This window comes from Halomonas sp. AOP5-B2-8, from assembly GCF_052376475.1.
Lineage (GTDB): Bacteria > Pseudomonadota > Gammaproteobacteria > Pseudomonadales > Halomonadaceae > Vreelandella > Vreelandella casei.
Map to the genome: position 1 here is coordinate 455,113 of NZ_JBQSVS010000002.1, position 25,724 is coordinate 480,836.

A 25,724-nucleotide genomic window follows, 5' to 3' on the forward strand; every position below is an offset into this window, starting at 1 on the left:
CTCACTGACCTCCAAAGCCGATGTCATAGCGTTTCTGCAAGCGCGCAAAAATCCATTCGGATACGCTGGCAATTAGCAGATAAACCACTGCGACGGGAATCAAAAAGGTAAACGGTTCGTGAGTGGCGCGGGAGGCTTCGGCGGCTACGCGAACCATATCGGTTAGGCCAATAACGGACACCAGCGCGGTGGTTTTCAGCAGTACCATCCAGTTATTCGATAGCCCTGGCAGCGCATGGCGCATCATTTGCGGGAAACGAATGCGTCTAAATACTAGGCTGCTACTCATGCCGTAGGCTTTACCCGCTTCAATCTGGCCGTTGTCGACCGCCATAAAGGCACCGCGAAAGGTCTCGCCCATATAGGCGCCAAAGATAAAGCCAATGGTCAGCACGCCGGCGGCGAAGGCATTGAAGTTAATATAAAGATCGATCTCGTAGTTGTAATAAAGCATGTCGCTAATAGCATTCACGCCAATTTGGCCGCCAAAAAAGAGCAGCATCATAAGCACGAGATCAGGCACGCCACGAATTAACGTAGTGTAAACAGTAGCCGTTCGCCTTAAAAACCAATTACGCGACATCTTTGCGGTGGCGGTTAGCAGCCCCAAAATAATCGACAGGAGTAACGATAGCACCGCCAACTGAATAGTGACGCCAGCCCCTTCGATCAGCCGGGGACCATAACCTTGTAAATCAAGCATGGTAAGCCTCGCAGATCAGTATTTGGGTGCTAAAAATTGTTTCAGACGCGCAGACTGCGGATTGCCAAGCACCTGATCCGGTGGCCCCGCTTCTTCCACTAAGCCCTGATGAAGATAAATAACCTGACTGGATACATCGCGAGCAAAGCTCATCTCGTGTGTCACCACGACCATCGTTCGGCCTTCTTCAGCCAAACCGTGCATGACTTTGAGTACGTCGCCGACAAGCTCAGGGTCAAGTGCAGAGGTGGGCTCGTCAAACAGCATGACTTCTGGGTCCATCGCCAGGGCACGGGCAATCGCGCCACGTTGCTGCTGACCACCTGACATTTGTGCGGGGTAAGCATTGGCACGTGCCGTTAAGCCAACCCGATCGAGCAAGGCGTGGGCATGCTCTAGGGCTTCTTTTTTGGGTTTTTTCAGCACATGGATTGGCGCTTCTATAATATTTTCCAGCAGCGTCATGTGTGCCCACAGGTTGAAACTTTGGAACACCATCGAAAGCTTGGCCCGCATCTGCACGACCTGCTTCCAATCTTCCGGCTCGCGGCCGTGTTTAGTTGTCTTAAAGCGGATTGACTCGCCGTGAACAATGAGTTCGCCATCGTCGGGCTGCTCAAGCAGGTTCATGCAGCGTAAAAAGGTACTTTTACCTGACCCAGAGGCGCCAATCAGTGTGATGACATCGCCCTTTTGGGCTTGCAGTGAAAGGCCTTTTAGGACTTCCGTATCGCCAAAGCGCTTTTTAATATTACGCACTTCAAGGGGCGTAGGCGTAGCGGCCATAACATTGGCTCCAGTACAGAGTTGCCGCAGCAACAGTAGGTTGTTTGGTGCGGCTGGCGCGAAAAAGGGGGCGATTCTATCAGGCTGGGTACGCTGCGCGCGCCCTAATTATGACATTAAGCATTCGACGCTGGTCGCTTTGCTTAATGGCCTGTGATCTTCTCGCCATTATTATTGTCAACATCGCTTACTTTCATACGGTTTTAAAGCCCATTTTTTCTCAGTTCTTTCGTGATGCTCTTAAAATTGTACTGATTTAAGATTGCGCTGAAATGGGTGCTACTAATAATGCTGCCCTAGCGCCCACTTCAACGTTGGCGTTAGGAAATACCACGCAAAGAGGCGTATCGCCTACTCGAAAATCACCCGCAGTGCCGTCTTGCGACAAAAGCGTACCGGGTTCGAAGCGGCTGAAATTGAGCGTGTCGTCGCCAAAACAGAGCTGGAAATCGTCAGAGTGGCGCATGAGTTCGTGGTGAACTTGAAAAAACACCATCTGTGACGCTGGCTTACCTGCTGGCTGATGACCTTCACTCAGTGATGTAAGCAGCGCACGCATGGGTGCCAGCGATGCCATGTCGTTTTGGCCAAAAGGTGCGACACGCCCCAGCTCAATAGTAAACGCCTGGGCTGCGTGATAATGCTTGCTGTAGTGAGAGAATGTCCAGCTGTGCTGATGTTGATGCAGCACTGCCTGCATGTCAGCCGCGGCGAACCAGCTCCACTGCGAAGGGGCGGTCGCTGATTGCGCAAAGGGCTCCACGACAAAGCGTGGGTAGCGACTGCCTCGAATGGCGGTATGAAGGTCGTAATGCAGCTTGGGGCGATCGGTATGGCGGGTATAAAAATGATCGACCGCGTCCATTAGTTCACGGGCGCGATCAGGTTCTGGGCCTTCAACTGTTAGCTCGCGGTTGAACAGGCGGTTTAAATTGGTGCTGAGAAAGCGCTGCTGAGTCTTAAGCGCAGGCAAATTGCCTAGAATGACTAACACGGGCGCGCCCAGCGTCGCGGTGCCAGCTTCCAAAGCGCTTAGCCACTCACCGATCAGCTCAACCGGCGCCGTTTCGTTGCCGTGGATCGCTGCTGAAAAGATGCAAGCGTGGGCATCAGCGCTTGGCTGATGAGGGGTGAGCTCCATAATGCCAGGCGCGTGTAAAGAATACGTTCCGCTTCTAAAAGCGCCGCTGCGAGAGGCGGGGGGCTGCCCGTCAAGCGACCAATCGAGCCAGTGGCCTAGCATTGTTGGTTCCTTCATCCGTGTGGTTGTCAGCATAACCGTGAGCCTAGGTTTAGCACGTTGAGCGGGTGTGACAAACCCATAGGTCGTTCGCGTGAAAAAGCCCAGTTTAATCATGAAACAATGAAAAAGCGCCCATGCTAGGCATGAGCGCTTTTTTTGCAGAAGGAATGTCAGGTTAGGCTGAACGCTGGCGCTTCATCTCTTGCTGATACTCGCTGGCGAGAGAGGTTTTTTGTTTGTCTTCAAGCCCACGCCCAGCCAACTGGAAGACTTCTTGCTCTTCTTCATCCAGGTGATGGGTCACTAAATGCTGCAGCTGTTTAGCATGGGTCAGCCAGTGAGTCGCGCTATATTCAGTCTCATCGAGCAGCTCTAATAGCTCGTCAATTTCATGGTGCTCAGCCACGCTGTGGCGCGCTTTTTCTTGGGTGAGATCAATGGCCATCATGGGGATATACAGCGCCCGTTCTTCCGCCGCTGCATGGCAGTGCAATTCAGCCCGCACCTGCTGATACAGGTTAGCGCGCTCTTCACTGTCGCCGTGAGTCTCAACTAACTGGGCGAGCAGGTCGCGCTGAATATCATGATCCTTGCGCAGGGCTTCAAAAATCGTCATTCCTAGCTCCTTGGAAACGTTTCAGGGGTTGGCATGACAAAGCTAGTGGTGGATGGCGTAAAGTGCAAGGTGACGCCGCTCGCTGGCGTCGTGGTTCTTGAACAAGTGGCGCAGTTGGCTATCGACAATTTGTTGATTGCGTTGAAGCGTAAACCCCCTCCTAATATGGTAAACCCCAACGCGTGGACGAAGACCCAATAGGAAATGGTGTGAAGCAACTAAAAAAAATCGGCAACCTGCAGGACTTTGAACGCGTAGCTCATAAACACTTACCTAGGCCGCTGTTTGGCTATGTGGCTAACAGTGCAGAAGAGGGTAAAACGCAGTTAGCCAATCGGCAGGCGTTTGATCGCTATGCCTTGCGGCCTAGAGCCCTAGTTGATGTTTCTGCAATCTCGATTGAAACTGAGCTTTTAGGCCAGCGCTATAGCGCGCCCTTTGGCATTGCTCCCATGGGGATTAGCGCCTTAACGGCTTACCGCGGTGATCTTGTGCAGGCGCGCGCGGCGGCTAAAGCCAAGCTTCCGATGATACTTAGCGGAAGCTCGCTTATCCCTCTTGAAACTGTTCAGAAGGATGGGCCCACCGACTGGTTCCAGGCTTATTTGCCCGGCACGCTTGATGAGATTGAAGCATTGCTTGCTCGCGTCGAGCGGGCGGGCTACCGCAACTTAGTGATTACGGTGGATTATGCCGTGCCACCTAATGGTGACAATAATCGCCGCAGCGGTTTTTCATCGCCGCTTCGGCCGAGTTTGCGGCTGGCCTGGGATGGCATTATTCGACCACGCTGGCTCTTCGGTACTTTTCTACGCACGCTCTATCATCACGGCATACCGCATTTTGAGAATAACTATGCCCAGCGGGGCATTGCGGTTATCTCCAAGAATGTCACTCGCGATTTCTCTGGCCGCACTCATCTCGACTGGAGCTACCTTGAGCGGGTGAGGGCGCTATGGCCAGGCAAGTTGATCGTCAAAGGGATTCTGCATCCTGAGGACGCACGGCGAGTTGAGGCGCTGGGAGGCGACGCTGTCATTGTGTCCAATCACGGTGGTCGGCAGCTCGATAGTGGTGTTGCGGCACTCGATGCGCTGCCTGATATTGTCCAGGCTGTGGAGCATATCCCGGTGATGGTCGATAGCGGTTTTAGACGCGGCACGGACATTATTAAAGCATTAGCGTTAGGTGCCCACTTTGTATTCATTGGCAGGCCGATTAACTACGCGGCAGCTTATGCAGGTGAGGCGGGCGTGACGCATGCATTGAATTTGTTGCGTGAAGAGGTTGTCCGCGATTTGGCATTAATGGGGGTGACTGATATTGGCCAGCTTGCACCTGAGCATTTGGTGGCCCGACCCTAAAATAGCGCGTGGGCCTTTAGGCGCACGCGCTTAGCGTCATTGCTCAGTCGTTCAGGCTCAGATCTTAAACCTATGTATTTAAAGCAAAGTATTTACAATATAAGTATTTAAAAATAAGTATTTAAAGCCTGAGCGCCGCGTTCAGTTTTAGACCGCAAGCTTATCGGCAATTGCCCGGCCCAGGCTTGCGGTGGTGCCTTGCCCGCCCACGTCGCGAGTAAGTACTTGGCTATCGCCTTCGCTGAGTACTTCCTCAATCGCCGTTACTATAGCGTCGGCGGCTTCCTTGTAGCCTAAGTGTTCAAGCATCATGGCACCTGACCATATCTGGCCAATAGGATTGGCGACACCTTTGCCGGCGATATCAGGTGCGCTGCCATGAACTGGCTCGAACAGGCTCGGGAATTTGCCTTCTGGGTTAATGTTGGCCGACGGTGCAATGCCGATAGTGCCGGTACAGGCGGGACCTAAGTCAGAAAGTATATCGCCAAACAGGTTGCTGCCCACCACCACGTCAAACCAGTCCGGATGAAGTACAAAGTTAGCGGTCAGAATATCGATATGAAATTTATCCACGGCAATCTCTGGGTAGCCTTTCGACATTTCGACTACGCGCTCATCCCAATAGGGCATAGTGATTGAGATACCGTTGGACTTGGTCGCCGAGGTCAGCTTTTTGCGTGGGCGTGTTTGGGCCAGCTCAAACGCATATTTCAGCACGCGATCGACGCCGATGCGGGTCATGATGGTTTCTTGAATGACGACTTCACGATCAGTGCCTTCAAACATCTTGCCGCCAACGCTTGAGTACTCGCCTTCGGTGTTCTCGCGAACTACATAAAAGTCGATATCACCCGCTTCGCGACCTGTTAGCGGGCTCTTAATGCCGGGCATCAGTTTGCAAGGACGCAGGTTAATGTATTGATCGAACTGGCGGCGGAATTGGAGCAATGAACCCCACAGTGATATGTGGTCAGGCACTTTTTCAGGCCAGCCAACGGCACCATAGAAGAGCGCATCGAAATCTTTTAGCTGCTCGAACCAGTCATCCGGCAGCATCTTGCCGTGTTCTAAATAGTAGTCGCAGCTACCAAATTCAAAGACGCTAAATTCAAGATCAATATTGAAACGCTTGGCAGCAGCTTCAAGCGCGCGAATGCCCTCAGGCATTACTTCGGTGCCAATGCCGTCGCCAGCAATGACCGCAATCGTATGAGCCATGGTAACTCCTTACATTGTTTGTTATTCAATATCAGTTCAGAGGTATGAATACTGAAACATAAAGCACTATCAGAACTGAGTGTAGCGGCTATTTGTTAAGAGATAATCAGGCTATTATTCAAGTTATTGTTGCTTGAAAGTAGAGAATAGCCGAGGTGTTAGATGGCTCAGTTGGATGATTTGGCTTTTTTTCAGCATTTAGCCCGTGCCGGGAGTTTAACGGCGACGGCGCGCGAGCTTGGCCTTTCGCTGTCAGCGGTGAGCAAGCGATTAAAAATATTGGAAGGACGTTTAGGCATTGAGTTGGCTGCCCGTACCACAAGGCGATTAACGCTGACGGCCGAGGGCGAACGCTATTTTGCACGTGGGGCACTGATTTTAGACGAGCTTGATGAACTGGAAAATTCATTGGGCGAGAGTATCAACCAGGCGCTTAGCGGCAGGCTACGCATTAACGCCACCTTTGGCTTTGGCCGTCGCCACATTGCTCCTTTGCTGTCACGTTTCTGTGCCCAGCATCCAGACGTAGAAGGGTGGCTCGAGCTCACCAACTTTCCGCTTAATTTGAGCGATCACGGTTTTGATATTGGCATTCGCATTGGCGAGCCTCCAGAGTCGCGCTTAGTCGCCCGGCGAATTTTAACGAATCGGCGCGTGCTCTGCGCATCACCTGCGTATATCGCCCAGGCACCAACGCTTCAAACGCCCGCAGACCTACAGCAGCATGCTTGCTTAGTGATCCGTGAGAACGACAGCGATTTTCCAGTGTGGCGCTTTGAGCAATGCGGTCAGCCTGCCAAGGTACAGTCGGTCAAAGTCAGCGGCCGGTTGGCAAGCAATGATGCGGAGGTGATCACCCGGTTAGCGCTGGATGGACACGGTGTCATGTTGCGTTCGTGGTGGGATGTTAATGAGCACCTTGCCAGCGGCGACTTAATGGCGTTACTGCCTAGCTGGCAAGGCGTACGAGCAGACTTTTACGCGGTGTTTGAGCAGCGCCGCCACGTGCCCGCCAGGCTGCGCGCCTTTATTGATTTTGCGCAACGGGAAATGGTCGGGCGAGTGTCGGCACTGCCAGAAGAAACGATTAGCGGTCCGGGCACGAATCGCCCTGAGTAACCTCGATGAGCTCATCGGTCGGGAAATCGAGCTCTGCCGCACGCTGTTGTAGACGCGCTTCTGTCGCACTATCCATTTGCGGTGTGCGTGACAAAATCCACGTCTAAGATGTTGTAACCGCCGTAAATTAGTCGCAGGTAACGGTTGAACGATCGCTATTGCGGGCGAGCACGCGAAGGCGTGAAGCCAGCATATCGCGGTCGAGGTAGGTGCCCTGCAAATGGCGTGCGCCGCTGTTGGGGTCGAACTCACGACGACCATGAAGCACACGGCGATTATCAAACGCCACCATCTGCCCCGGGCGAAGCGTGAACTCTAACTGATGTGCTTCGCTGTGAAACAGCTTCCACAGTAGAGCGTAAGCGCTGTACCAAGCTTCCATCTGCTCCACGGGTAGATGAAGGGCGTCGCGAATCCAGTTATTTAGGCGCATCTCAACAAGGTTGCCGGCGCAATCCAGTGTGATCACTGGCGCCCGCATAGAAATATCGTGGGTTTCATCCTGGAAGCGGAAATCAATCGGTGTCCCGCTGAGAATGGCTAACGCCGCCGGGTCTTTCTGGCGTAGGGCTTCGACGACGCGGGCACCATCCGCAAACAGTGATTCGCCACCGTTGGCGTCGTTTTGCAGGCAGTAGAGCAACTGAATATCCGGCGGTTGGCGCCAGTTGGGCAAATCGATATGCAGGGGTAACCCGACCGCAGTATAAGCCGCGTTGTTGGGGTTGGGTTTTGAGCGCACATCGAAGCGAGCGCCAAAGTTGGTGGCACGCAGCGGCCCAATGCGCTCAGCTAAACGGCTCACTTCCTCTTCTACCAAGGGGCCATCCGTCATTAGTGCCAGCCCATCGCGTAGCATGGCGGTGAGCCAGGCTTTCTCACCTTGAGGCGTTAAAAAATCGCTGTGACTGATACGCTCAGGCGCAAAGTTATCATTCCACGCGATGCTGCTGGGTACCGCTGAACTCAGGCTTGCTTCTGGGCGGCGTTGATATAGCCAGCCGCAATGAAACGCGCTGGCATGCCCATCCGGCCAGTTCAGGTGCAGGTGGCCATCCCGTAGCGCAACGCTTGGCGGCTTAGAAATCGCTTCAAGTGGCAGATAGAGCCTTTCGCGTGTCTGCGGATGACGGCAGGCATGGCAGGCGCAGTGATCGCGCAACCAGAGTAAGGGCAGAGTGGTTTGCTGGCCATCTTGCCACTCAAGTGAGACGCCATATTGGACGAGTGCCGCCTGGGTGAGTGCAGGCCCGGCTTGGTAGGGGGTTAATTCGCCCATGTCTGGGGCGTGAACATTGCTCGTTATTGTCGAAGGTATCGTTTGTATTGCGCTGTTCATTAAAACTCCAGATGACTCCCTTGACGGAAATGTCTAGGGGGCGGTGCATTACTGTTATTTAGGATGAAGGAGTAGCCGCGTCAGTGACAAACGATTAATCTGACCCCTAAGACATCGTTTTACTTATAGGTTGCTTTTTCATGGGTCAATTACCGCCGTTGTTATGGCTGCAGGCCTTTGAGTCTGCGGCACGTACATTGAGTTTTACCGCCGCAGGTAACGAGCTAGGCGTCACTCAGGCTGCCATCAGCCAGCGTGTTAGGCTGTTGGAGGATCGCGTAGGTCAAAAATTGTTTGTGCGCCATGCCCGTAGTTTGACGTTAACGCCCGCCGGGCAGGCATGGATGCCGAGTATTCATGATGCTTTCATGCGCATTAGTGAAGGCACGCTAGAAGTCTTTGGCAGCACCACTGAGCAGCCGGTCACGATACGCACGACACCGGTGATTCAGCAGTCCTGGCTGGCTCCGCGCTTAATTGCTTTCCACCGTGCCTATCCGCAGGTGGCCGTTCGCTTGGTAAGTGCGATCTGGCCGGATGACTTCGGCCCCGAAGGCGCTGACATTGAAATTCGTTACGGCAAAGGGGAATGGGCCGGTGTTGATATGCAGTCGCTAGGTGAGGATCAACTGCAGCCGGTTTGTTCGCCTGCGCTGGCTAAAACACTGGCGTCACCAAGCGATTTGGCTGGGCATACATTGCTTCATGCAGCAGGGTTTGGCATTGGCTGGTCAGGTTGGCTTCAGGCCGCAAACGTAGCGGATATGGAAGCACGGTGTTGGTCAATAACCTGCGATAACCAGGTGATGACGCTGGTATTAGCTAGCCAGGGTGGAGGTGTCGCGCTTACCCATCGACGTTTAATGGAACGACGCACGGACCTGGTCGCTCCCTTTGCGCTTAGCGTAGTGAGTGATGAGCGCTTTTGGTTAGTGCGCCCTAATCGTCGTCACGTAGATGAGGATGCTGCCTTGGTTTGGGCGTGGCTGGTTGAGTCACGTTAAGCTGCTGTTAAAACTGGATTGGTGCGCTGGTGGTCGGCATCATTTTTCCAATGCGCTTGCCATTTTGGTGCAACCGTGAAGAATGATGCATTTTCAATGCTAAAAAAGGCGTCTGATATATGGAATTTTCTCTTGCAGCGCTAGTGGATCGTGGCAATGGACTGCTGTGGGGCAGCGTACTGGTTTACTTATTGATTGGTGCTGGCATCTACTTCACCGTTATGACCCGCGGTGTTCAAGTTCGTTATTTTGGCCATATGTTTAAGCTGCTGCGCAGCTCCCGCGAATCAAACGGCGGTATCTCTTCGTTTCAAGCACTTTCAACCAGCTTAGCGGCGCGAGTCGGTACGGGTAACCTTGCTGGCGTGGCCGTCGCGATCTATTTTGGTGGCCCCGGCGCCATTTTCTGGATGTGGATGACCGCGATGGTCGGCATGGCAACCAGCTTTGTAGAGTCAACGCTGGCTCAGGCGTATAAAACCGACCATGGTGATAATACCTTTCGCGGTGGCCCGGCCCGCTATATTGAAAAAGGGCTTGGCTTACGCTGGTTGGCGATGCTGTTTTCGATTTGTTTGATTATTGCGTTTGGATTGGCGTTTAACAGTGTTCAGGCCAACTCCATCGCCCAGGCGATGGAACAGGCATTTGCCATTCCCACCTGGGCCATGGGGTTAGTCTTGATGGCGGTGGTCGCACCGATCATTTTTGGTGGTTTAAAGTCGATCGCCAAAGTAGCTGAATTGGTTGTACCGCTGATGGCGTTGCTTTATCTGGTGCTAGCGCTGGTCGTGGTGGGGTTGAATATCAGTGAATTTCCCGCCGCGATCATGACGATTTTGCGCAGTGCTTTTGGTCTTGAGCAAGCAGCCGGCGGTGCCGTTGGTTACGCCGTTTCTCAGGCGATAATGAACGGTATTCAGCGCGGACTCTTCTCTAACGAGGCGGGTATGGGCTCTGCACCCAACGCGGCGGCAACGGCCTCTACGCGTCCCGACCACCCTGCCGCGCAGGGGTTTATCCAAATGCTGGGGGTGTTTTTAGATACCCTCGTCATCTGCACGGCAACGGCGGCTATCATCATTATGGCCGGGCCAGAGCTAATGTCAGGTGATGAGAATAATGGCATTCAGCTAACCCAAATGGCGCTATCTAGCCACGTAGGCGACTGGGGCGGTATGTTTGTCGCGGTGGCGATTCTGCTGTTTGCGTTTACGTCGGTTATTGCCAACTACTCTTACGGTGAGTCTAATATTGAGTATTTAGCCGGACGCCGTGCCCCTATAGCCATTATGATTTATCGCTTTGCGGTACTGGCGATGATTATGGTGGGTTCGATGGCCAGCCTTGGCGCCATCTGGAACTTCGCTGACCTCTCAATGGGGATGATGGCGATTATTAACTTGGTGGCCATTTTGATGCTATCGCCGGTAGCTTTCTCACTTTTACGTGACTACGAAGTGCAGCTGAAAGCGGGTAAAGAGCCGGTATTTGACCCAAGCCATTTCCCTAAGCTGGTCAATAAAGTTGATCCAAAGGCTTGGCCGAAAAAGTAAAAAGGAGGTTGTCGTCATGGCTCGGCCTGAACTACTCGAACAGATTTATACGATCGTTGATCAGATTCCGCCGGGCCGTGTCACCACCTATGGCCGCATTGCTAAAATGACGGAAGGCGCGACCCCGCGCATGGTGGGCTCGGCGATGCGGCATCTGCCGGATGGCCATCAGTTGCCTTGGCATCGCGTGATTGCGGCGTCGTTAAAGCTTGCTGATCATGGTGGGGCTGAGCGTCAGCATCAGAAACTACGCGATGAAGGTGTATTATTTGATGCTAAGGGGCGGGTGCCTGCCCATCTCGTTTGGCCCGATTGAGTAAAGCCATGCTGCTTGCTAACAACAACGCCGCCCAATGGGGCGGCGTTGTTGTATTCGGCTTAGCGATCAAGGCGTGGTGCGGTCATTCACTCTTCTCATTCACTCTTCTGACTTACCGCCGGATTTCCACGACCAGTCACGCCAGCGTAGATCGAACAAATCTTTACGACGGTCTTTCAAATTCGTCACTGAGCCTTCAGCGCGCACGACCGTGAGGCGTGTGAGATCCAAATCAGAGAAGAAGATCATCTCTGTATTGGGCGTCGTTTCCGCCAGCACCGCATCGTGCGGGAAGGCGAAATCGGAAGGCGAGAAAACCGCTGACTGAGCGTATTGAATGTCAAGGTTTTCAATCGAAGGCAGGTTGCCAACGCTGCCGCAGAGCACCACGTAGCACTCGTTTTCAATCGCCCTTGCCTGGGCACAGTGACGCACGCGCAGGTAGCCGTTTTTAGTGTCGGTCCAGAAGGGCACGAACAGGATGTCCATGTCTTGATCGGCCAGCAGGCGACCCAACTCTGGGAACTCCACGTCATAGCAAATCAAGATGCCTACGCGGCCTGCGTCCGTATCAAACACCTGAAGCTCATCACCACCCTCTATCACCCAGTCGCGGCGCTCTTGAGGGGTAATATGCAGTTTGGCCTGACGCTCAACGCTACCATCACGGTGGAACAGGTAAGCGATGTTATAGAGCCTGTCATCGTCACCGACTTCTATCATCGAGCCGCCAACAATGTTGATGTTGTACGAGACCGCCATACGCGATAGCTCGAGCTTAAATCGCTCGGTGAAACCGGCCAAAAAGCGAATAGCGCCCATTTGATCCTTCTGGGCATCGCGGTCTTGAAGACCCATCAGCGGTGCATAGAACAGCTCGGGAAAGACCGCAAAATCACTCTGATAGTCGGAGAGGGCATCAACAAAGTATTCGATCTGCTGAAGGGCGGCTTCTACCGAGGAGAACTCACGCATCTGCCACTGCACGGCACCTACACGCACTTGAGTCGGCTTGTTGTCGAGCACGCTGTCGGCGGGCTCAAATAAGATATTATTCCACTCCAGCAAGGTAGCGTAGCCGCGAGACTGCTCATCTTCCGGTAGGTATTTACGCAGCAAGCGCTTTACCTGGAAATCATTTGCCTGTTGGAAAGACAAAATCGGGTCATAAATCTCTTTGCGTGAGACTTTATCAATATATTGAGCGGGCGTAAGTTCATCGGCATGCTGGTGGTAGCCTGGGATACGTCCACCGGCAAGAATTGACCGCAGGTTCATCGAACGGCACAGCTCTTTACGTGCTTCGTAAAGACGTCGTCCTAGGCGATAACCCCGGTAGTCGGGATGAATCAGCACGTCTAGCCCGTACATAGCATCGCCATCCTCGTCGTTGAGGATAATTTCGCGATGACCAATAAGATCGTCATACTTGTGCGGGTTCGAAAACTCGTCGTAATCGACCTGAACCGTTAGGGCTACACCGACCAGAATACCATCATCTTCAATGGCGATTTGGCCATCAGGAAACTCCTGAATGAGCTTATCGATCGTGCGCTTTGGCCAAGCACCGCCAATATCGTGATAGACCGCGTCCATCAAGGTCTTGAGCTGATCGTAGTCATCGCTCATTAGGTTGCGCAGATTAAGATGCAGCTCTTCCAGGGACATATTAGGGCTTCCCAGCGTCAGAAATAAACGACCATTCTAGCATTATCGAGCGCGGCTCGACTTATCGGAGGTTAAATCACGTGTGAACGGACGGGTCAGCGTTTGCGCCATGATCACGCCCGCCAGAATCAGCAGCCCTCCCGTCAGATGGAAACTGGCCACCTGCTCGCCTAAAAAAACCATCGCAATCAGAGCGCTAAATAGCGGCATCAAATTGATGAAAATACTTGATTGATTGGCGCCGATTTGACGCACCGCACGCATCCATAAAAAGGTGGTAATTACGGAAGCAGGAATACCCGCATAGAGTATTAGCCCAATGTTTTGCCCATCGATGGGCGTCATTGGACCCATCAAGTACGGTGGTAGCAAGAACAAAACGGCAAAACAAACCTGCGCATAGAGCATTACCCAGGGCGGTAAGTTCATCGACCAGCGTTTGAGCATAACGCCATACAGTGCGTAGCAGGTGGCCGCCACGACCATTAGCGCATCTCCTAGCGCGACCTGTAAATGCAGCAGTGACAGCGGGTTGCCACGCCCCAGCAGTACCGTAACGCCGACAAATGCCAGCACGCCGCCGATGATGCCCCCAAGGGTGGGTGGCTCGCGAAGAATTAGTGCACTTAGCAGCACCGTTAACAGCGGCACCATTGCAGCTAGAATGCCCATATTAGTCGCGGTAGTCGTTTCTGCCGCGACATAGGCAAGCCCTTGCCATAGCCCCATACCGAGCAGCCCTAGCAGTGCAAGCTTAGGCCATTGGCGGCTAATCTCCGCGCGGTGTCGCAGCACTGTTGGTAGTACAAAGGGCGTCATTACCGCCAGTGCTAATAACCAGCGTAAAAAAGCGATGCTGCTCGGTGCAATGGCACCTACGCTAAGCTGATTAATGGTCATGTTGCCCGACCAGATGAGCACGGTAGCGAGCGGCGGTAAAAAGTAAATCAAGGGCATAGCAACGTTTCCTTATCGTTAGCCGGGTAATGTGCCGTGAATTCATACGCTGGGCAAGCGATTGGCAGACGTTAGCGGGACTATACGTGATGATCAGGATGTCATACGCTTGTTTGAATAATGTCGTCTAATAATATCTGGAGAAACCTGATGACCCGTGAACCCGCCTATCCGCATCTTTTTCGCCCGCTAACCATTGGCCATTTAACGTTGCCCAATCGCGTATTAATGGGCTCAATGCATACCAATTTGGAAGAAGCGCCTGACGGCTTTTCACGCTTAGCGGCGTTTTATGCGGAGCGGGCGCGGGAAGGGGTTAGCCTCATTGTGACGGGAGGGATTGCTCCCAACGCTGAAGGCGCGGTATTTCAGGGTGCACACGCGCTGACCCATGACGCGCAGCTGTCGGAACATCGTCAGGTAGTGGATGCGGTGCACGCAGAGGGCAGCCATTTATGCATGCAAATTCTTCACGCCGGGCGCTATGCCTATTCGCCGGATTTAGTCGCTCCTTCGGCTATTCAGGCACCGATTAATCCTTTTATGCCCCGGGCGCTGAGCAGCGACGAGGTCGAACAGCAGATAGCCGATTACGTTCGTTGCGCCCAGCTTGCACAACGGGCGGGCTACGATGGCGTTGAAGTGATGGGCTCGGAAGGCTATCTGATTAATCAATTTATCTGCCAGCGGACCAATCAGCGTGACGATGAATGGGGCGGGCCGTTTGCGAACCGGATGCGCTTTGCCGTTGAAATTGTCCGTCGCGTACGTGCTGCGGTGGGGAAACGCTTTGTGATTATCTTCCGTCTCTCGATGATTGATTTGGTTGAAGACGGCAGTACCTGGGAAGAAGTCGTCACGCTGGGGCAGGCGATTGAAGCTGCCGGGGCCGATGTGATCAATACCGGTATCGGCTGGCATGAAGCAAGGGTGCCAACCATTGTGACGAGCGTTCCGCGGGCGGCCTTTACCGAGGTCACCCGGCGCATTAAGTCGGCGCTAACGATTCCGCTCATTACCACCAACCGGATCAACATGCCGGACGTTGCCGAGCAGGTGCTGGCGCAAGGCCATGCCGACATGGTGTCTATGGCGCGGCCCTTTCTGGCGGATGCGGCCTGGGTGAGTAAGGCGCAGGCAGGCCAGGCCGAGCAGATTAATACCTGCATTGCCTGTAACCAAGCCTGTTTGGACCATACCTTTGCAGGAAAGCTGACATCCTGCTTGGTTAATCCTCGTGCCTGCCATGAAACGGAGCTAATCATTGCGCCGGCACAGGCGCCCAAGCACATCGCCGTTGTGGGTGGTGGGCCTGCAGGGCTTGCCACTGCGGTGACGGCGGCCAGTCGCGGGCATCGCGTGGTGCTGTTTGAGCGGCGTAGTGAATTAGGCGGTCAGTTTAACTATGCGCGTAAAATTCCTGGTAAAGAGGAGTTCAACGAAACGCTGCGCTATTACCAAGGCATGCTTACTAAATATGCAGTAGAGGTGCGCTTGAACACCACGGCCACGGCGCAAGCGCTAGCGGGCTTTGACGAGGTGGTGCTGGCTACGGGGGTTCAGCCTCGCGAGCTAAGCTTGCCAGGTTACGACCATGCCTCGGTGCTTAGCTACGCTGAGGCAATTGAGTCTCCTGGTCGGGTAGGGCGTAGAGTGGCGGTGATTGGCGCAGGAGGCATTGGTTTTGATGTCGCTGAGCTGTTAGCACATCAGGGGCACGCTGCGCTGGATATCGATGCCTGGTGCGACGAGTGGGGCGTTGATTTAGCCGTCGGCGAGCGAGGTGGATTAAAGGCTCCCACGCCGCCAGAGGTTCCCCGCGACATTGTGATGTTGCAGCGTAAAACGTCTAAACCGGGTAAGTACTTGGGTAAAACAACGGGCTGGGTGCATCGCGCTTCGCTTAAACAGCGTGGCGTGAAGATACTAACCGGCTGTGAGTATCTCAATATCGACGATGCTGGTTTGCATATCCGGCGAGACGGCGTTGATCAACTGCTTGCGGTGGATAGCGTGGTGGTGTGCGCCGGTCAGGAGTCCGTGCGTGATTTATTGACTCCCCTAGAGCTGGCAGGAGTGGCGGTACATATTATCGGCGGTGCTGATGAAGCCAGCGAGCTGGACGCCAAACGCGCTATTGAACAGGGCACTCGCTTAGCGGCGCTGTTATAGCAATACAAGTATGAGGGCGTATTTATAAGAAAGTGCTTAAAAAGCGCGGGTGACGTTAGCCTATAAATGGCGATAGACTAAATGATCCGTTAATAAGGGATTTCTTGGCCTATTTATTAAGCGTAACTAGGCATTAAAGGCGCTGGTGGCACCCAGCCTGCGCCGTAAGATCGCCAGATATAAGGACAAGCGTCATGACCTCGGAGTGTAGCCCGCGTTTTTTAGCCAGTGATAACACCTCAGGTATTTGCCCAGAGGCGATGGAATATTTGCTTGAAGCCAACCGTAGTGACGATCTGGCCTATGGTAACGATCTTTGGACGGCCCGTGCCGCAGACCGTTTCCGCGAGATGTTTGACTATGACTGTGACGTTTTCTTTGTTTTCAACGGCACGGCCGCCAACTCGCTGGCGCTTTCGGCAATGGGGCGCAGCTATCACAGCGTTATTTGTCATGAGCTGGCCCATATCGAAACGGATGAGTGCGGCGGCCCTGAATTTTTCTCCAACGGTGCGAAGCTGCTGACCTCGCCAGGTGCTAACGGCAAGCTAACGCCTGAAGGTATCGAGGCGCTGGTCACTAAGCGAAGCGATATTCACTATCCAAAGCCAAAAGTCGTATCGCTGACCCAGGCAACCGAGGTGGGAACGCTGTACTCCCGCGAAGAACTCATGGCCATTCGTGCCATTGCCGATAAACACGACCTGCGCCTGCATATGGATGGGGCACGCTTTGCCAATGCCTGTGCAAGCCTCAATGCCTCGCCAGCAGAGCTAACGTGGCAGGTCGGCGTAGACGCGCTGTGTTTCTCGGGGACTAAAAATGGCTTGGCATTTGGCGAAGCCATTTTGTTTTTTAATCGTGAGCTTGCCGAAGATTTCTCTTACCGTTGTAAGCAGGCTGGCCAATTGGCTTCTAAGATGCGCTTCGTATCGGCGCCGTGGCTAGGGCTGCTAGAAAGCGGCGCCTGGTTAACCAATGCCCAGCATGCGAATGCCATGGCGCGCTATTTGTCGGAAGGGCTGCAGGCGCTGCCAGGCGTATCGCTGATGTTTCCGACCGAGGCTAACAGCGTGTTCGTTGAGTTGCCACCCCCGGCGATTGAAGCGTTGAAAGCCAAGGGATGGACCTTCTATACCTTTATTGGCGCAGGCGGCGCCCGCTTTGTCTGTGCTTGGAACACCACCGTCGAACTGCTTGATCAGCTTTTAGCCGACGTGAACGAGGTAATCGCTTAGCTCGCATTGTATGGTTTTAGCCGCTGGGCGCCGAACCGATTAGGGCGTGATCTGCTGAATGGCGCTGGTAAAGCCCATCAGTGACATGTCCATGTCAAGGCGCTGGCCGTCTGGATCGATGGCGCTTACGGTCGCGGTTGAGCCGCCGCGCAGTTGCTGCAACATGCTCGGTTCCAGCGGCAGATCGGCGCGACAGCCCTGTTCTTGGCAGAACTGGTAGGGGAAGCCGACCGGCTCGTTGTTATCCATCTGCAGCTGCATGCCTGCCGCTAGGTTCACCCCTAGCGGCAATACAAAGGCCATCACCGGGCCATCTATCTGAGCCGAGTGGCCGACCATCGCCCGCATCAGGGGTTCATTGCTGTTTGGGTTGTTGATGATTTGGCTCATAGTGCAGCCCTGCTGCTGACTGGCTTCGGTGGGGCAGTTCACTTCCCAGTCCTGAAAGCGCTGTGTGTCGACGTTCTGGGCGTTCTGCTGGGCCAGGGCCGTTGACGTGGCGGTAGCGGCGAACAGTGGTAATAAAGCGGTCATCAGCGCGCGACGAATTTGCATGAATTCTTATCTCCTAGGATTGAACGGGCCTTCAAAAAGGGCGGCTCAAAGCGGTTGCCGTCAAGTGATTAAAGGTTACCTATATTCGAACATGTTACAAGCTCAGGGTTCCAGCGTCGCGTTTAGACGTTGGCCGCTACGTCTCGGCTGCTTTTAATCTTTTCGACCCTCTAGCGTTGAAGGTTTTAGTCATCACTTTTTGCTAATACTGACTACGCTAAAAAAGCGACACCTCGTTTGGCACGCCGTTGCGAAACACATGGCTTGGCGGTGACTGTCCGGGGATGGGCCACAGGAGAGTGCCATGAGCATCTTTGACCACGTTCAAGACCGTTTTTCCCGCGTCCAGCAAGAAGACATGAGCCTGGAAGAGTATTTGGCGCTGTGTCGCCGTGAGCCAGCGGTGTATGCCAGTGCTGCCGAGCGCATGCTGGAAGCGATTGGCGAGCCTGGCGTAGTGGATACTGCTAAGGACGCGCGGCTATCGCGTATTTTTTCCAATAAAGTTATCCGCCGTTATCCTGCCTTTGCCGAGTTTCACGGTATGGAAGACGCCATCGAGCAAATTGTGGCGTACTTTAGGCATGCGGCTCAGGGGCTTGAAGAGCGTAAACAGATTCTCTATTTACTCGGCCCGGTGGGCGGTGGTAAGTCCTCGCTAGCGGAGCGCCTTAAGCTGCTCATGGAGCGCATTCCGTTTTATGCCATTAAAGGCTCACCGGTTTACGAGTCGCCGCTGGGGCTGTTTTCCCCGGAAGAAGATGGCGAGCTATTAGAGAAAGAGTATGGGATTCCACAGCGTTATTTACGCAGCGTTATGTCACCTTGGGCTGCAAAGCGCCTAAAAGAATATGGCGGCGATATCTCTCAGTTTAGAGTCGTGCGTTTATATCCTTCGCGTCTTCATCAGATCGCTATTTCTAAAACCGAGCCCGGTGATGAGAACAATCAGGATATCTCGTCACTGGTAGGTAAGGTTGATATTCGTCAGTTAGAGCTTTATTCCCAGGATGACCCTGATGCCTATAGCTTTTCCGGCGGCCTGTGCCGCGCTAATCAGGGGCTGATGGAGTTTGTTGAGATGTTTAAAGCGCCTATCAAGGTGCTTCATCCCTTGCTCACCGCAACGCAGGAAGGCAATTACAACCCTACCGAAGGTATGGGGGCGATCCCGTTTGATGGCGTCATCTTAGCCCACTCTAACGAATCTGAGTGGCAGGCTTTTCGTAATAACCGCAACAATGAGGCGTTCCTCGATCGGGTCTATATCGTTAAGGTGCCGTACTGCTTGCGGGTTTCGGAAGAAATCAAAATCTATCAAAAGCTGCTTGAAGATTCTTCGCTTAACGCCGCCCCTTGTGCGCCGGACACGCTTCGCATGCTGGCGCAGTTCTCTGTGCTTTCGCGGCTTAAATCACCGGAAAACTCCAATATCTATTCCAAGATGCGCGTCTATGATGGTGAAAACCTGAAAGACACCGACCCGCGTGCTAAATCGATTCAGGAGTACCGCGACGCGGCCGGTGTGGACGAGGGCATGCAGGGGCTTTCTACCCGCTTTGCGTTCAAAATTCTGTCTAAAGTGTTCAACTTTGACAGTGTCGAAGTGGCAGCTAATCCGGTGCACCTACTCTACGTACTGGAACAGGCGCTAGAGCGCGAACAGCTGCCGTCGGAGGCATTTGAGCGCTATTTAGGCTTTATCAAAGAATTTATGGCGCCTCGCTATGTGGAGTTCATTGGTAAAGAAATTCAGACTGCCTACCTCGAATCCTATAGTGAATATGGCCAGAACATCTTTGATCGCTATGTCACCTATGCCGATTTCTGGATTCAGGATCAGGAATATCGTGACCATGAAACCGGCGAGCAACTCAATCGCCAATCGTTGAATGAAGAGCTAGAGAAAATTGAGAAACCTGCAGGGATTTCGAACCCGAAGGACTTCCGTCATGAGGTGGTTAACTTTGTGCTGCGGGCTCGGGCGCAAAATAACGGCATGAATCCGAGCTGGCAGTCTTACGAAAAATTGAAAGGCGTTATTGAACATAAAATGTTCGCCAATACGGAAGAGCTGCTGCCGGTGATCTCTTTTAATGCCAAGGCTTCCCGGTCAGATCAGAAAAAGCACGAAGATTTTGTGGCAAGGATGGTCGAGCGCGGCTACACCGAGAAACAGGTTCGACTGTTATCCGAATGGTATTTGCGTGTACGCAAGTCTCAGTAAGGGGCTGCGCTTAAGAGCCGCGCTTACGTTGTACGCTTAAGGAGGTCGTATGACCTACTTTATTGATCGAAGACCAAACGCTAAACATAAAAGCGCGGTTAACCGGCAGCGCTTTTTAGAGCGCTACCGTAAGCATATCAAGCGATCGGTTGAGGAGGCCGTTAACCGCCGCTCAATTACCGACATGGAGCGCGGGGAGAAAATTTCTATTCCGGCGAAGGATATATCTGAGCCGGTCTTCCAGCATGGCCCAGGCGGTGCGCGGCATATCGTTTCGCCCGGTAATAAGGAATATATCGCCGGCGATAAGATTAGCCGACCAAAGGGTAAGGGGGATGGCAACGGAAATGGTGAAGGGGGGGCGTCGAACCAGGGCGAGGGCGTTGATGAGTTTGCTTTCACCCTTAGTCGTGAGGAGTTTTTAGAGTTTGTTTTCGATGGTCTGGAATTGCCCCACCTGCAGCGCAAGCCGCTTAAGTCATTGGAAGAAGTCAAAATGGTGCGGGCGGGGCTTTCGCGCGATGGGGTTCCTTCACGTATCAGCATTACCCGCTCGATGCGTGAAGCGTATGCCAGGCGTATTGCGATGCGGGCGCCCAATAAACGAGCGCTTAAGGACGCGGTTGAGGCACTGAATGCCGAAGAGCGTAAAGACTCAGTACTGCGCAATCCTGCCCGTATCACTGAGCTAAAAGCCGAGATCGAGCGCTTGGAAAAGCGTATTGCCAGCGTGCCTTTTATTGACACTTATGACCTGCGCTATCACCAGCTCAGCGCACAGCCGCAGCCCTCTAACCAAGCGGTGATGTTTTGCGTCATGGACGTTTCCGGCTCGATGACCCAAAACCACAAGGATATTGCCAAGCGCTTTTTCCTACTGCTCTACCTGTTTTTGGAGAAACACTATGAGAAGGTTGAGCTGGTGTTTGTACGCCATCACACGGCCGCCAGGGAAGTAAGCGAAGAGGAGTTTTTCTACTCACGTGAAACTGGCGGCACGATTGTTTCCAGCGCGCTAAACCTCGTCAATAAAATCATCGAGAAGCGTTATCCCACTAGCCAGTGGAATCTATATGTAGCGCAGGCCTCCGATGGCGATAATTGGGATGATGATTCGAATATCTGTCGCGATTTGCTGATTAAGCAGCTAATGCCTCAGTTGCAATACTATGCCTATGTTGAAATTACCCCCCACGATCATCAATCGCTATGGCATGAGTACGAGAGCGTGGTCAATGAGTTTCCCGATCGGTTTGCGATGCGGAAAATTGTGGAAGCGGGCGATATTTATCCAGTCTTTCGCGAGCTGTTTAAGCGTCGCTTAAGCCAGTCCTAAGACCTTATATCGAGGCTAGGGACCGCGTGTAGAGGAGTGGGCTATGAGTGCGACTCGCAAACGCAGGCCGATTGCCACCGGCTCAGATTGGAACTTCGCTGTGCTGGAGCGCTTCGATGCACAGCTGGCCAGGCTCGCCGACGAGTATCGGCTGGATACTTACCCTAATCAGATAGAAGTGATCACCACTGAACAAATGATGGATGCCTACGCAAGCGTAGGGATGCCGGTTGGCTACCATCACTGGTCGTTTGGTAAGCAGTTTTTAGCGGTTGATCAAGCCTATAAACGCGGCCAAATGGGCTTGGCCTATGAGCTGGTGATTAACTCTGACCCCTGCATTGCCTATTTGATGGAAGAAAATACGCTGATGATGCAGGTGCTGGTGATGGCGCATGCCTGCTACGGGCATAACTCTTTTTTTAAAGGCAATTACCTATTTCGAACCTGGACCGACGCCTCATCGATTGTCGATTACTTGGTGTTCGCTCGACGCTACATCAATCAGTGTGAAGAGCGTCACGGTGTGCAAGCCGTCGAGCAGTTGCTGGATGCCTGCCATGCGCTCCAAAGCTACGGTGTGGATCGCTACAAGCGGCCTTCGCCTATCTCTGCTCAAGAGGAAGCTAAGCGTCAAGATGAGCGAGAGGCCTACCTACAAACCCAGGTGAACATGCTCTGGCGCACCATTCCGGGATTGCCGGAGGGTGGCTCGCCGCTACTGGCCAGCCTGAATAGCGATGACGATCCTTTAGGCCTACATAGTGGCGGTCATTATCCTTCGGAACCCCAAGAGAACCTGCTCTATTTTATTGAAAAAAACGCGCCGCTGCTTTCGCCATGGCAGCGTGAAATCGTGCGGATTGTACGCAAATTAGCACAGTACTTTTATCCTCAGCGGCAAACGCAGGTGATGAATGAGGGCTGGGCGTGTTTTTGGCACTACACGCTAATGAATCGGCTTTACGACGATGGCGATGTCGATGAAGGGCTGATGTTTGAATTTTTGCAGTCCCACGCGGCCGTTATTTATCAACCGCCCTTTGATAGCCCGCACTACAGCGGCATTAATCCCTACGCGTTAGGCTTTGCGATTTTTATGGATATTAAGCGGATCTGTGAAGCGCCCTGCGAGGAGGATCAAGCATGGTTTCCAGACATTGCCGGGACACCCTGGCGGGAGACGCTAGAATTTGCGATGCGTAACTTCAAAGACGAATCGTTTATTCAGCAGTTTTTATCACCGAAGGTGATGCGCGATCATAAGCTGTTTCTTGTCGTGGATGATGATCAGGCTGAGACGCTTGAAGTGGCGGCTATTCACAACGAACAGGGCTACCGACGCGTGCGTGACGCGCTGGCTACCCAGTATGCGCTGTCTGTTCGCGAACCTAATATACAAGTCGCCGAAGCGGCGATTCGGGGAGATCGCTCATTGACGCTTCATCATGTGCAGGACAACCGTCGCCCGTTGGGGCGTAGCGTTTACCCCGTCATGCGCCATTTGCAGCAGCTATGGGGGTTTCCCGTTCATCTGGTTTCGCTTGAGGAAGGCCGCGTAACGCGGCGCTATCACTGGCCGATAGAGGATGAAAACAGCACTGCCTAAAGCGAGTTTTTGAAAGGTTTTTTAGCGCTGGCTCTTTAGCAGTCTCTGCCCCCATGATGAGCAGGGCAGTGTGTTATAGACGTCTCATCGGGGCCAGATGCCTAGCCTTGAGCGGTCCAGGACTGGCACCATCCGGCAGGTTCAACGCTATTCTCTGGAAAGAGCTGGCAGCCTTCATTATTAGCGCTATAGAACATGCAGTTGTCGCAGAGTTCACCCTCTTCAAAAGCCGGGTGATCACTCGCATCACTGGCAACTTCTACATAATTAAGTGCCTGCGCGTTAGGCGCTGAAGGATCAAGACGCGGAAGGCCTTGAGCAAAAGCGGTTTTAGACAGAATGCCCACACCTAGTGGAAGGGCGGCAAGCCCCAGCAGACTGTTGCGCATGAAGTCACGACGATTCTGGTTAGCCATGATTTCTCCTTATCGTCACGGTTTGACGTTTGACCACGATTGTCGGGTGGTTATCCACCTCTTGGGTCTTTTCGTTCTGTTAATTTACTTAAAACGCATCATTCAGAGCCTTCAAGTGGCTCTCAGTCAGCTTGCGGGTCATTATCGGCTAGATGCTAGCGGATGACAAAGTCTGTGCTAATAGATCTGTGCTAATAGGTCTGTGCTAATAGGTCTGTGCTAATAGGTCTGTGCAAATAAGGCCGTGCGCATAGAGATGAGATGGGCTAGCAATAAGCCACGCCGGCGGCAGGTGCTACGCCAGCCTTCATGTCACTGGTATACTCTGCTCGACGCCGACATTCCATTGTGAGTCGTGATTTTTTCTGTTGAGAGGGCGCACCATGCAAAACGCAGTCATTTTAATCAATACCGATAAAGGGCAAGTTAAAGCTGTCGCTGAGCGGCTGGCCGATGTTGAGGGTATTAGTGAGGTGTATTCCACCTGTGGCCGTTACGACTTGGTAGCGATTGCTCGTACCCGTGATTTTGAAAGTTTAGCCGAGCTTGTTACCGAGCGCTTAAACGCCGTTGAAGGTATCAGTGATACAGAAACACTCAACGCCATGCAGGTGCATTCGCGCCACGATCTAGAAACCATGTTTTCCCTAGGCTGGTAGGTTCTCGAAATTCACCCTTAAAATTTGCATAAAACGATAGGCGCTTTTAGGCGCTGGCTAGGGAGTAAGTCTGTTGGGAAAATCGTTTTCGCGCTGGCGTAGTAACGGTCGACGCCTGGGCATCGTTGTGCTGTTTATTGTTGCGGGTACAGGGCTGTGGGAGTTTCAGGAACGCCAACATAAAGATGCCTATACCTGGATGGGCGTGCCGACATGGGAGGCGTTTAGCCCTACAACGATGCATCGAGTGCTGCGTAACGACGGCTATTTAGTGGGCTGGTCTGATGTGCGGGTTAATCCGCTGTGGGTGAGCTATCAGGTTGAAGCGGTTGGCGACGAGACGCGAATCGGTTCGCGACCTAATTTTCAGGCGGATTGGCGCACGCTCTGGCCGATCGGCACAGGCGACTATGCGGGCAGTGGCTATGACCGAGGGCATATGGCGCCTAACTATGCCATTGCTGCTGTGCATGGCCGCAGCGCTCAGGTCGATACCTTCTTAATGAGTAACATGACGCCTCAACGGCCACAGCTTAATCGTCAGCTATGGCAGCGTTTAGAAGAAGCGGTCATGGATCATTTTGCCCCGCGTTTTGATCATTTGCAGGTTATTACGGGGCCTGTTTTTCCCGCAAATTTTATGGATAACGTGTTTAATCGTGTGGGCTTTGTAGAAGTACCAGAGGCGTTCTACAAAATTATCGTCGCGCCGCATAGTGATGCGCCATTAGCGCTGGCATTTATCATGCCGCAAGACGTCCGAGGTAATGAACCGCTCGATGATTACTTAGTGACAATTGATGAAATTGAAGCGCTTACTGGCCTTAACTTCTTTCCAGACTTGAGCGCTGACGTAGAAGCTGTTTTGGAGGGAGAGCTGCGTACGCAAGGGTGGGCGCTTGAAGAAGTATCGCGTCGTCCTGGGCGTTTTCAGTAAGTTTTAAAAAAGGGAATCTATATAGGAGGGGATGATGCGTAGTTAGGGGGGGATGCGTACGAGACCATGTTGTCATGGTGCCCAGGAGAGGACTTGAACCTCCACGTCCATACGGACACTAGCACCTGAAGCTAGCGCGTCTACCAATTCCGCCACCTGGGCGCATCATTTACAGCTTAGATTAACGAACTACTGTTTGTGTTCGTATGGTGCCCAGGAGAGGACTTGAACCTCCACGTCCATACAGACACTAGCACCTGAAGCTAGCGCGTCTACCAATTCCGCCACCTGGGCGAACACAAAACATTTACAACAGCAATACTGCCTAGTGACGAGTACCGACTTGCTTAACACCGCACTATTTATACCAATGAATGGGTATAGAAACAGTATGGTGCCCAGAAGAGGACTTGAACCTCCACGTCCATACGGACACTAGCACCTGAAGCTAGCGCGTCTACCAATTCCGCCATCTGGGCAAGTGGCGCGTATAATACCGGGGTGATGGTTAAATGCAAGGCCTCGCAGGCGCTTTTTATAAAGCAAATTGTATAAACAACGCCTAAGACGGTTGGGTGATTGAACGCGCGGCGCTATACTGCGGCTATGACTAAACAAAACCCTATTCATTTTAGCCTCTCAAGCGCTGAAATAGCCCGCCCGCAACGCATAGCGTCTGC

24 protein-coding genes and 3 tRNA genes are annotated in these 25,724 nt (G+C 53.1%); 13 read left to right on the plus strand and 14 right to left on the minus strand.

All coding sequences use genetic code 11. The features are described from left to right. Position 1: 1 nt before the first annotated feature. The 4 genes from ACT3RP_RS06705 to ACT3RP_RS06720 all read right to left on the minus strand — a co-directional run bounded on the left by ACT3RP_RS06705 (position 2) and on the right by ACT3RP_RS06720 (position 3,348). On the minus strand, positions 2-703 hold the full coding sequence (locus ACT3RP_RS06705) for an ABC transporter permease (RefSeq protein ID WP_441684715.1): 702 nt from the start codon (positions 701-703) through the stop codon (positions 2-4). A 15-nt stretch (positions 704-718) separates the two neighbouring features. Then, positions 719-1,489 carry an ABC transporter ATP-binding protein gene (locus ACT3RP_RS06710; RefSeq protein WP_441684717.1) on the minus strand — a complete coding sequence of 257 codons (771 nt, stop codon included), beginning with the start codon at positions 1,487-1,489 and terminating at the stop codon, positions 719-721. Positions 1,490-1,745: 256 nt separating this feature from the next. Continuing rightward, positions 1,746-2,732, minus strand: coding sequence for a succinylglutamate desuccinylase (locus ACT3RP_RS06715; RefSeq protein WP_483393505.1), 987 nt, complete (start codon positions 2,730-2,732; stop codon positions 1,746-1,748). A gap of 175 nt (positions 2,733-2,907) precedes the next feature. Then, a complete protein-coding gene (locus tag ACT3RP_RS06720) occupies positions 2,908-3,348 on the minus strand; it encodes a hemerythrin domain-containing protein (protein WP_483393506.1) in 441 nt (146 codons plus the stop codon). Positions 3,349-3,381: 33 nt separating this feature from the next. On the opposite strand from ACT3RP_RS06720, the gene ACT3RP_RS06725 reads away from it, so the two are divergent. Both ACT3RP_RS06725 and ACT3RP_RS06730 read left to right on the plus strand, forming a co-directional pair. After that, entirely contained in the window at positions 3,382-3,549 is a 168-nt protein-coding gene (locus ACT3RP_RS06725) for a hypothetical protein (RefSeq protein WP_441684722.1), read from the plus strand. A gap of 8 nt (positions 3,550-3,557) precedes the next feature. Next, positions 3,558-4,712, plus strand: coding sequence for an alpha-hydroxy acid oxidase (locus ACT3RP_RS06730; protein ID WP_483393507.1), 1,155 nt, complete (start codon positions 3,558-3,560; stop codon positions 4,710-4,712). Positions 4,713-4,859: 147 nt separating this feature from the next. On the opposite strand, the gene ACT3RP_RS06735 is transcribed toward ACT3RP_RS06730, so the two are convergent. Next, positions 4,860-5,933: a tartrate dehydrogenase gene (locus ACT3RP_RS06735; protein ID WP_483393508.1), complete on the minus strand. Its 1,074-nt coding sequence runs from the start codon at positions 5,931-5,933 to the stop codon at positions 4,860-4,862. A 162-nt stretch (positions 5,934-6,095) separates the two neighbouring features. Between ACT3RP_RS06735 and ACT3RP_RS06740 the strand changes: the two genes are divergently transcribed. Then, positions 6,096-7,052: a LysR family transcriptional regulator gene (locus tag ACT3RP_RS06740; protein ID WP_483393509.1), complete on the plus strand. Its 957-nt coding sequence runs from the start codon at positions 6,096-6,098 to the stop codon at positions 7,050-7,052. Here the strand turns inward: ACT3RP_RS06740 and ACT3RP_RS06745 are convergent. Continuing rightward, positions 7,021-7,128 (minus strand): hypothetical protein, encoded by a 108-nt coding sequence (locus ACT3RP_RS06745; protein ID WP_483393510.1) that lies wholly within the window; start codon positions 7,126-7,128, stop codon positions 7,021-7,023. The genes ACT3RP_RS06740 and ACT3RP_RS06745 overlap by 32 nt on opposite strands. Before the next feature lie 51 nt (positions 7,129-7,179). Beyond that, a complete protein-coding gene (locus ACT3RP_RS06750) occupies positions 7,180-8,391 on the minus strand; it encodes a TauD/TfdA family dioxygenase (RefSeq protein WP_483393511.1) in 1,212 nt (403 codons plus the stop codon). 140 nt (positions 8,392-8,531) lie between these two features. Here ACT3RP_RS06750 and ACT3RP_RS06755 point away from each other — a divergent pair, with 140 nt between their 5' ends. From ACT3RP_RS06755 to ACT3RP_RS06765, 3 genes are all read left to right on the plus strand, one after another. Beyond that, positions 8,532-9,395 carry a LysR substrate-binding domain-containing protein gene (locus ACT3RP_RS06755; protein ID WP_441684731.1) on the plus strand — a complete coding sequence of 288 codons (864 nt, stop codon included), beginning with the start codon at positions 8,532-8,534 and terminating at the stop codon, positions 9,393-9,395. 119 nt (positions 9,396-9,514) lie between these two features. Further along, complete coding sequence (locus tag ACT3RP_RS06760; protein ID WP_483393512.1) at positions 9,515-10,951, plus strand: alanine/glycine:cation symporter family protein; 1,437 nt, start codon at positions 9,515-9,517, stop codon at positions 10,949-10,951. 16 nt (positions 10,952-10,967) lie between these two features. Continuing rightward, positions 10,968-11,267: an MGMT family protein gene (locus ACT3RP_RS06765; RefSeq protein WP_444671511.1), complete on the plus strand. Its 300-nt coding sequence runs from the start codon at positions 10,968-10,970 to the stop codon at positions 11,265-11,267. Positions 11,268-11,369: 102 nt separating this feature from the next. On the opposite strand, the gene ACT3RP_RS06770 is transcribed toward ACT3RP_RS06765, so the two are convergent. Next, positions 11,370-12,938: a bifunctional GNAT family N-acetyltransferase/carbon-nitrogen hydrolase family protein gene (locus tag ACT3RP_RS06770; protein WP_096278934.1), complete on the minus strand. Its 1,569-nt coding sequence runs from the start codon at positions 12,936-12,938 to the stop codon at positions 11,370-11,372. A gap of 42 nt (positions 12,939-12,980) precedes the next feature. Continuing rightward, on the minus strand, positions 12,981-13,895 hold the full coding sequence (locus ACT3RP_RS06775) for a DMT family transporter (protein ID WP_483393513.1): 915 nt from the start codon (positions 13,893-13,895) through the stop codon (positions 12,981-12,983). Positions 13,896-14,045: 150 nt separating this feature from the next. Between ACT3RP_RS06775 and ACT3RP_RS06780 the strand changes: the two genes are divergently transcribed. Further along, positions 14,046-16,067 (plus strand): FAD-dependent oxidoreductase, encoded by a 2,022-nt coding sequence (locus ACT3RP_RS06780; protein ID WP_483393514.1) that lies wholly within the window; start codon positions 14,046-14,048, stop codon positions 16,065-16,067. A gap of 194 nt (positions 16,068-16,261) precedes the next feature. Beyond that, complete coding sequence (locus tag ACT3RP_RS06785) at positions 16,262-17,305, plus strand: threonine aldolase family protein (protein ID WP_441684742.1); 1,044 nt, start codon at positions 16,262-16,264, stop codon at positions 17,303-17,305. Between the two features lie 39 nt (positions 17,306-17,344). Here ACT3RP_RS06785 and ACT3RP_RS06790 read toward each other — a convergent pair whose 3' ends face one another. Further along, a complete protein-coding gene (locus ACT3RP_RS06790; RefSeq protein ID WP_444625330.1) occupies positions 17,345-17,860 on the minus strand; it encodes an invasion associated locus B family protein in 516 nt (171 codons plus the stop codon). Between the two features lie 304 nt (positions 17,861-18,164). Between ACT3RP_RS06790 and ACT3RP_RS06795 the strand changes: the two genes are divergently transcribed. From ACT3RP_RS06795 to ACT3RP_RS06805, 3 genes are read left to right on the plus strand one after another with little or no spacing between them, the layout of a single operon-like run. Next, positions 18,165-20,087, plus strand: a complete 1,923-nt coding sequence (locus ACT3RP_RS06795; protein WP_444671514.1) for a PrkA family serine protein kinase — start codon at positions 18,165-18,167, stop codon at positions 20,085-20,087. A 49-nt stretch (positions 20,088-20,136) separates the two neighbouring features. After that, entirely contained in the window at positions 20,137-21,423 is a 1,287-nt protein-coding gene (locus ACT3RP_RS06800; RefSeq protein WP_483393515.1) for a YeaH/YhbH family protein, read from the plus strand. 43 nt (positions 21,424-21,466) lie between these two features. Then, complete coding sequence (locus ACT3RP_RS06805) at positions 21,467-23,032, plus strand: SpoVR family protein (protein ID WP_483393516.1); 1,566 nt, start codon at positions 21,467-21,469, stop codon at positions 23,030-23,032. Positions 23,033-23,133: 101 nt separating this feature from the next. Here ACT3RP_RS06805 and ACT3RP_RS06810 read toward each other — a convergent pair whose 3' ends face one another. Continuing rightward, a complete protein-coding gene (locus ACT3RP_RS06810) occupies positions 23,134-23,448 on the minus strand; it encodes a high-potential iron-sulfur protein (RefSeq protein WP_441684752.1) in 315 nt (104 codons plus the stop codon). Positions 23,449-23,831: 383 nt separating this feature from the next. On the opposite strand from ACT3RP_RS06810, the gene ACT3RP_RS06815 reads away from it, so the two are divergent. Beyond that, complete coding sequence (locus ACT3RP_RS06815; protein WP_008958975.1) at positions 23,832-24,107, plus strand: Lrp/AsnC family transcriptional regulator; 276 nt, start codon at positions 23,832-23,834, stop codon at positions 24,105-24,107. A 73-nt stretch (positions 24,108-24,180) separates the two neighbouring features. Further along, complete coding sequence (locus tag ACT3RP_RS06820) at positions 24,181-25,044, plus strand: DNA/RNA non-specific endonuclease (RefSeq protein ID WP_096278953.1); 864 nt, start codon at positions 24,181-24,183, stop codon at positions 25,042-25,044. 75 nt (positions 25,045-25,119) lie between these two features. On the opposite strand, the gene ACT3RP_RS06825 is transcribed toward ACT3RP_RS06820, so the two are convergent. The 3 genes from ACT3RP_RS06825 to ACT3RP_RS06835 form a co-directional block, all read right to left on the minus strand. Beyond that, positions 25,120-25,206: transfer RNA gene (locus ACT3RP_RS06825), tRNA-Leu, on the minus strand. A gap of 45 nt (positions 25,207-25,251) precedes the next feature. Beyond that, positions 25,252-25,338: transfer RNA gene (locus ACT3RP_RS06830), tRNA-Leu, on the minus strand. A 98-nt stretch (positions 25,339-25,436) separates the two neighbouring features. Next, positions 25,437-25,523, minus strand: a tRNA-Leu gene (locus ACT3RP_RS06835). Positions 25,524-25,724: the final 201 nt, after the last annotated feature.

Coding starts and splice junctions, on each gene's coding strand:
- ACT3RP_RS06735 (WP_483393508.1), bottom strand. CDS start 5,933: ATGGCTCATACGATTGCGGTCATTGCTGGCGACGGCATTGGCACCGAA.
- ACT3RP_RS06780 (WP_483393514.1), top strand. CDS start 14,046: ATGACCCGTGAACCCGCCTATCCGCATCTTTTTCGCCCGCTAACCATT.
- ACT3RP_RS06765 (WP_444671511.1), top strand. CDS start 10,968: ATGGCTCGGCCTGAACTACTCGAACAGATTTATACGATCGTTGATCAG.
- ACT3RP_RS06750 (WP_483393511.1), bottom strand. CDS start 8,391: ATGAACAGCGCAATACAAACGATACCTTCGACAATAACGAGCAATGTT.
- ACT3RP_RS06760 (WP_483393512.1), top strand. CDS start 9,515: ATGGAATTTTCTCTTGCAGCGCTAGTGGATCGTGGCAATGGACTGCTG.
- ACT3RP_RS06705 (WP_441684715.1), bottom strand. CDS start 703: ATGCTTGATTTACAAGGTTATGGTCCCCGGCTGATCGAAGGGGCTGGC.
- ACT3RP_RS06805 (WP_483393516.1), top strand. CDS start 21,467: ATGAGTGCGACTCGCAAACGCAGGCCGATTGCCACCGGCTCAGATTGG.
- ACT3RP_RS06755 (WP_441684731.1), top strand. CDS start 8,532: ATGGGTCAATTACCGCCGTTGTTATGGCTGCAGGCCTTTGAGTCTGCG.
- ACT3RP_RS06775 (WP_483393513.1), bottom strand. CDS start 13,895: ATGCCCTTGATTTACTTTTTACCGCCGCTCGCTACCGTGCTCATCTGG.
- ACT3RP_RS06810 (WP_441684752.1), bottom strand. CDS start 23,448: ATGGCTAACCAGAATCGTCGTGACTTCATGCGCAACAGTCTGCTGGGG.
- ACT3RP_RS06785 (WP_441684742.1), top strand. CDS start 16,262: ATGACCTCGGAGTGTAGCCCGCGTTTTTTAGCCAGTGATAACACCTCA.
- ACT3RP_RS06815 (WP_008958975.1), top strand. CDS start 23,832: ATGCAAAACGCAGTCATTTTAATCAATACCGATAAAGGGCAAGTTAAA.
- ACT3RP_RS06725 (WP_441684722.1), top strand. CDS start 3,382: ATGACAAAGCTAGTGGTGGATGGCGTAAAGTGCAAGGTGACGCCGCTC.
- ACT3RP_RS06795 (WP_444671514.1), top strand. CDS start 18,165: ATGAGCATCTTTGACCACGTTCAAGACCGTTTTTCCCGCGTCCAGCAA.
- ACT3RP_RS06715 (WP_483393505.1), bottom strand. CDS start 2,732: ATGCTAGGCCACTGGCTCGATTGGTCGCTTGACGGGCAGCCCCCCGCC.
- ACT3RP_RS06745 (WP_483393510.1), bottom strand. CDS start 7,128: ATGGATAGTGCGACAGAAGCGCGTCTACAACAGCGTGCGGCAGAGCTC.
- ACT3RP_RS06790 (WP_444625330.1), bottom strand. CDS start 17,860: ATGCAAATTCGTCGCGCGCTGATGACCGCTTTATTACCACTGTTCGCC.
- ACT3RP_RS06800 (WP_483393515.1), top strand. CDS start 20,137: ATGACCTACTTTATTGATCGAAGACCAAACGCTAAACATAAAAGCGCG.
- ACT3RP_RS06740 (WP_483393509.1), top strand. CDS start 6,096: ATGGCTCAGTTGGATGATTTGGCTTTTTTTCAGCATTTAGCCCGTGCC.
- ACT3RP_RS06720 (WP_483393506.1), bottom strand. CDS start 3,348: ATGACGATTTTTGAAGCCCTGCGCAAGGATCATGATATTCAGCGCGAC.
- ACT3RP_RS06710 (WP_441684717.1), bottom strand. CDS start 1,489: ATGGCCGCTACGCCTACGCCCCTTGAAGTGCGTAATATTAAAAAGCGC.
- ACT3RP_RS06770 (WP_096278934.1), bottom strand. CDS start 12,938: ATGTCCCTGGAAGAGCTGCATCTTAATCTGCGCAACCTAATGAGCGAT.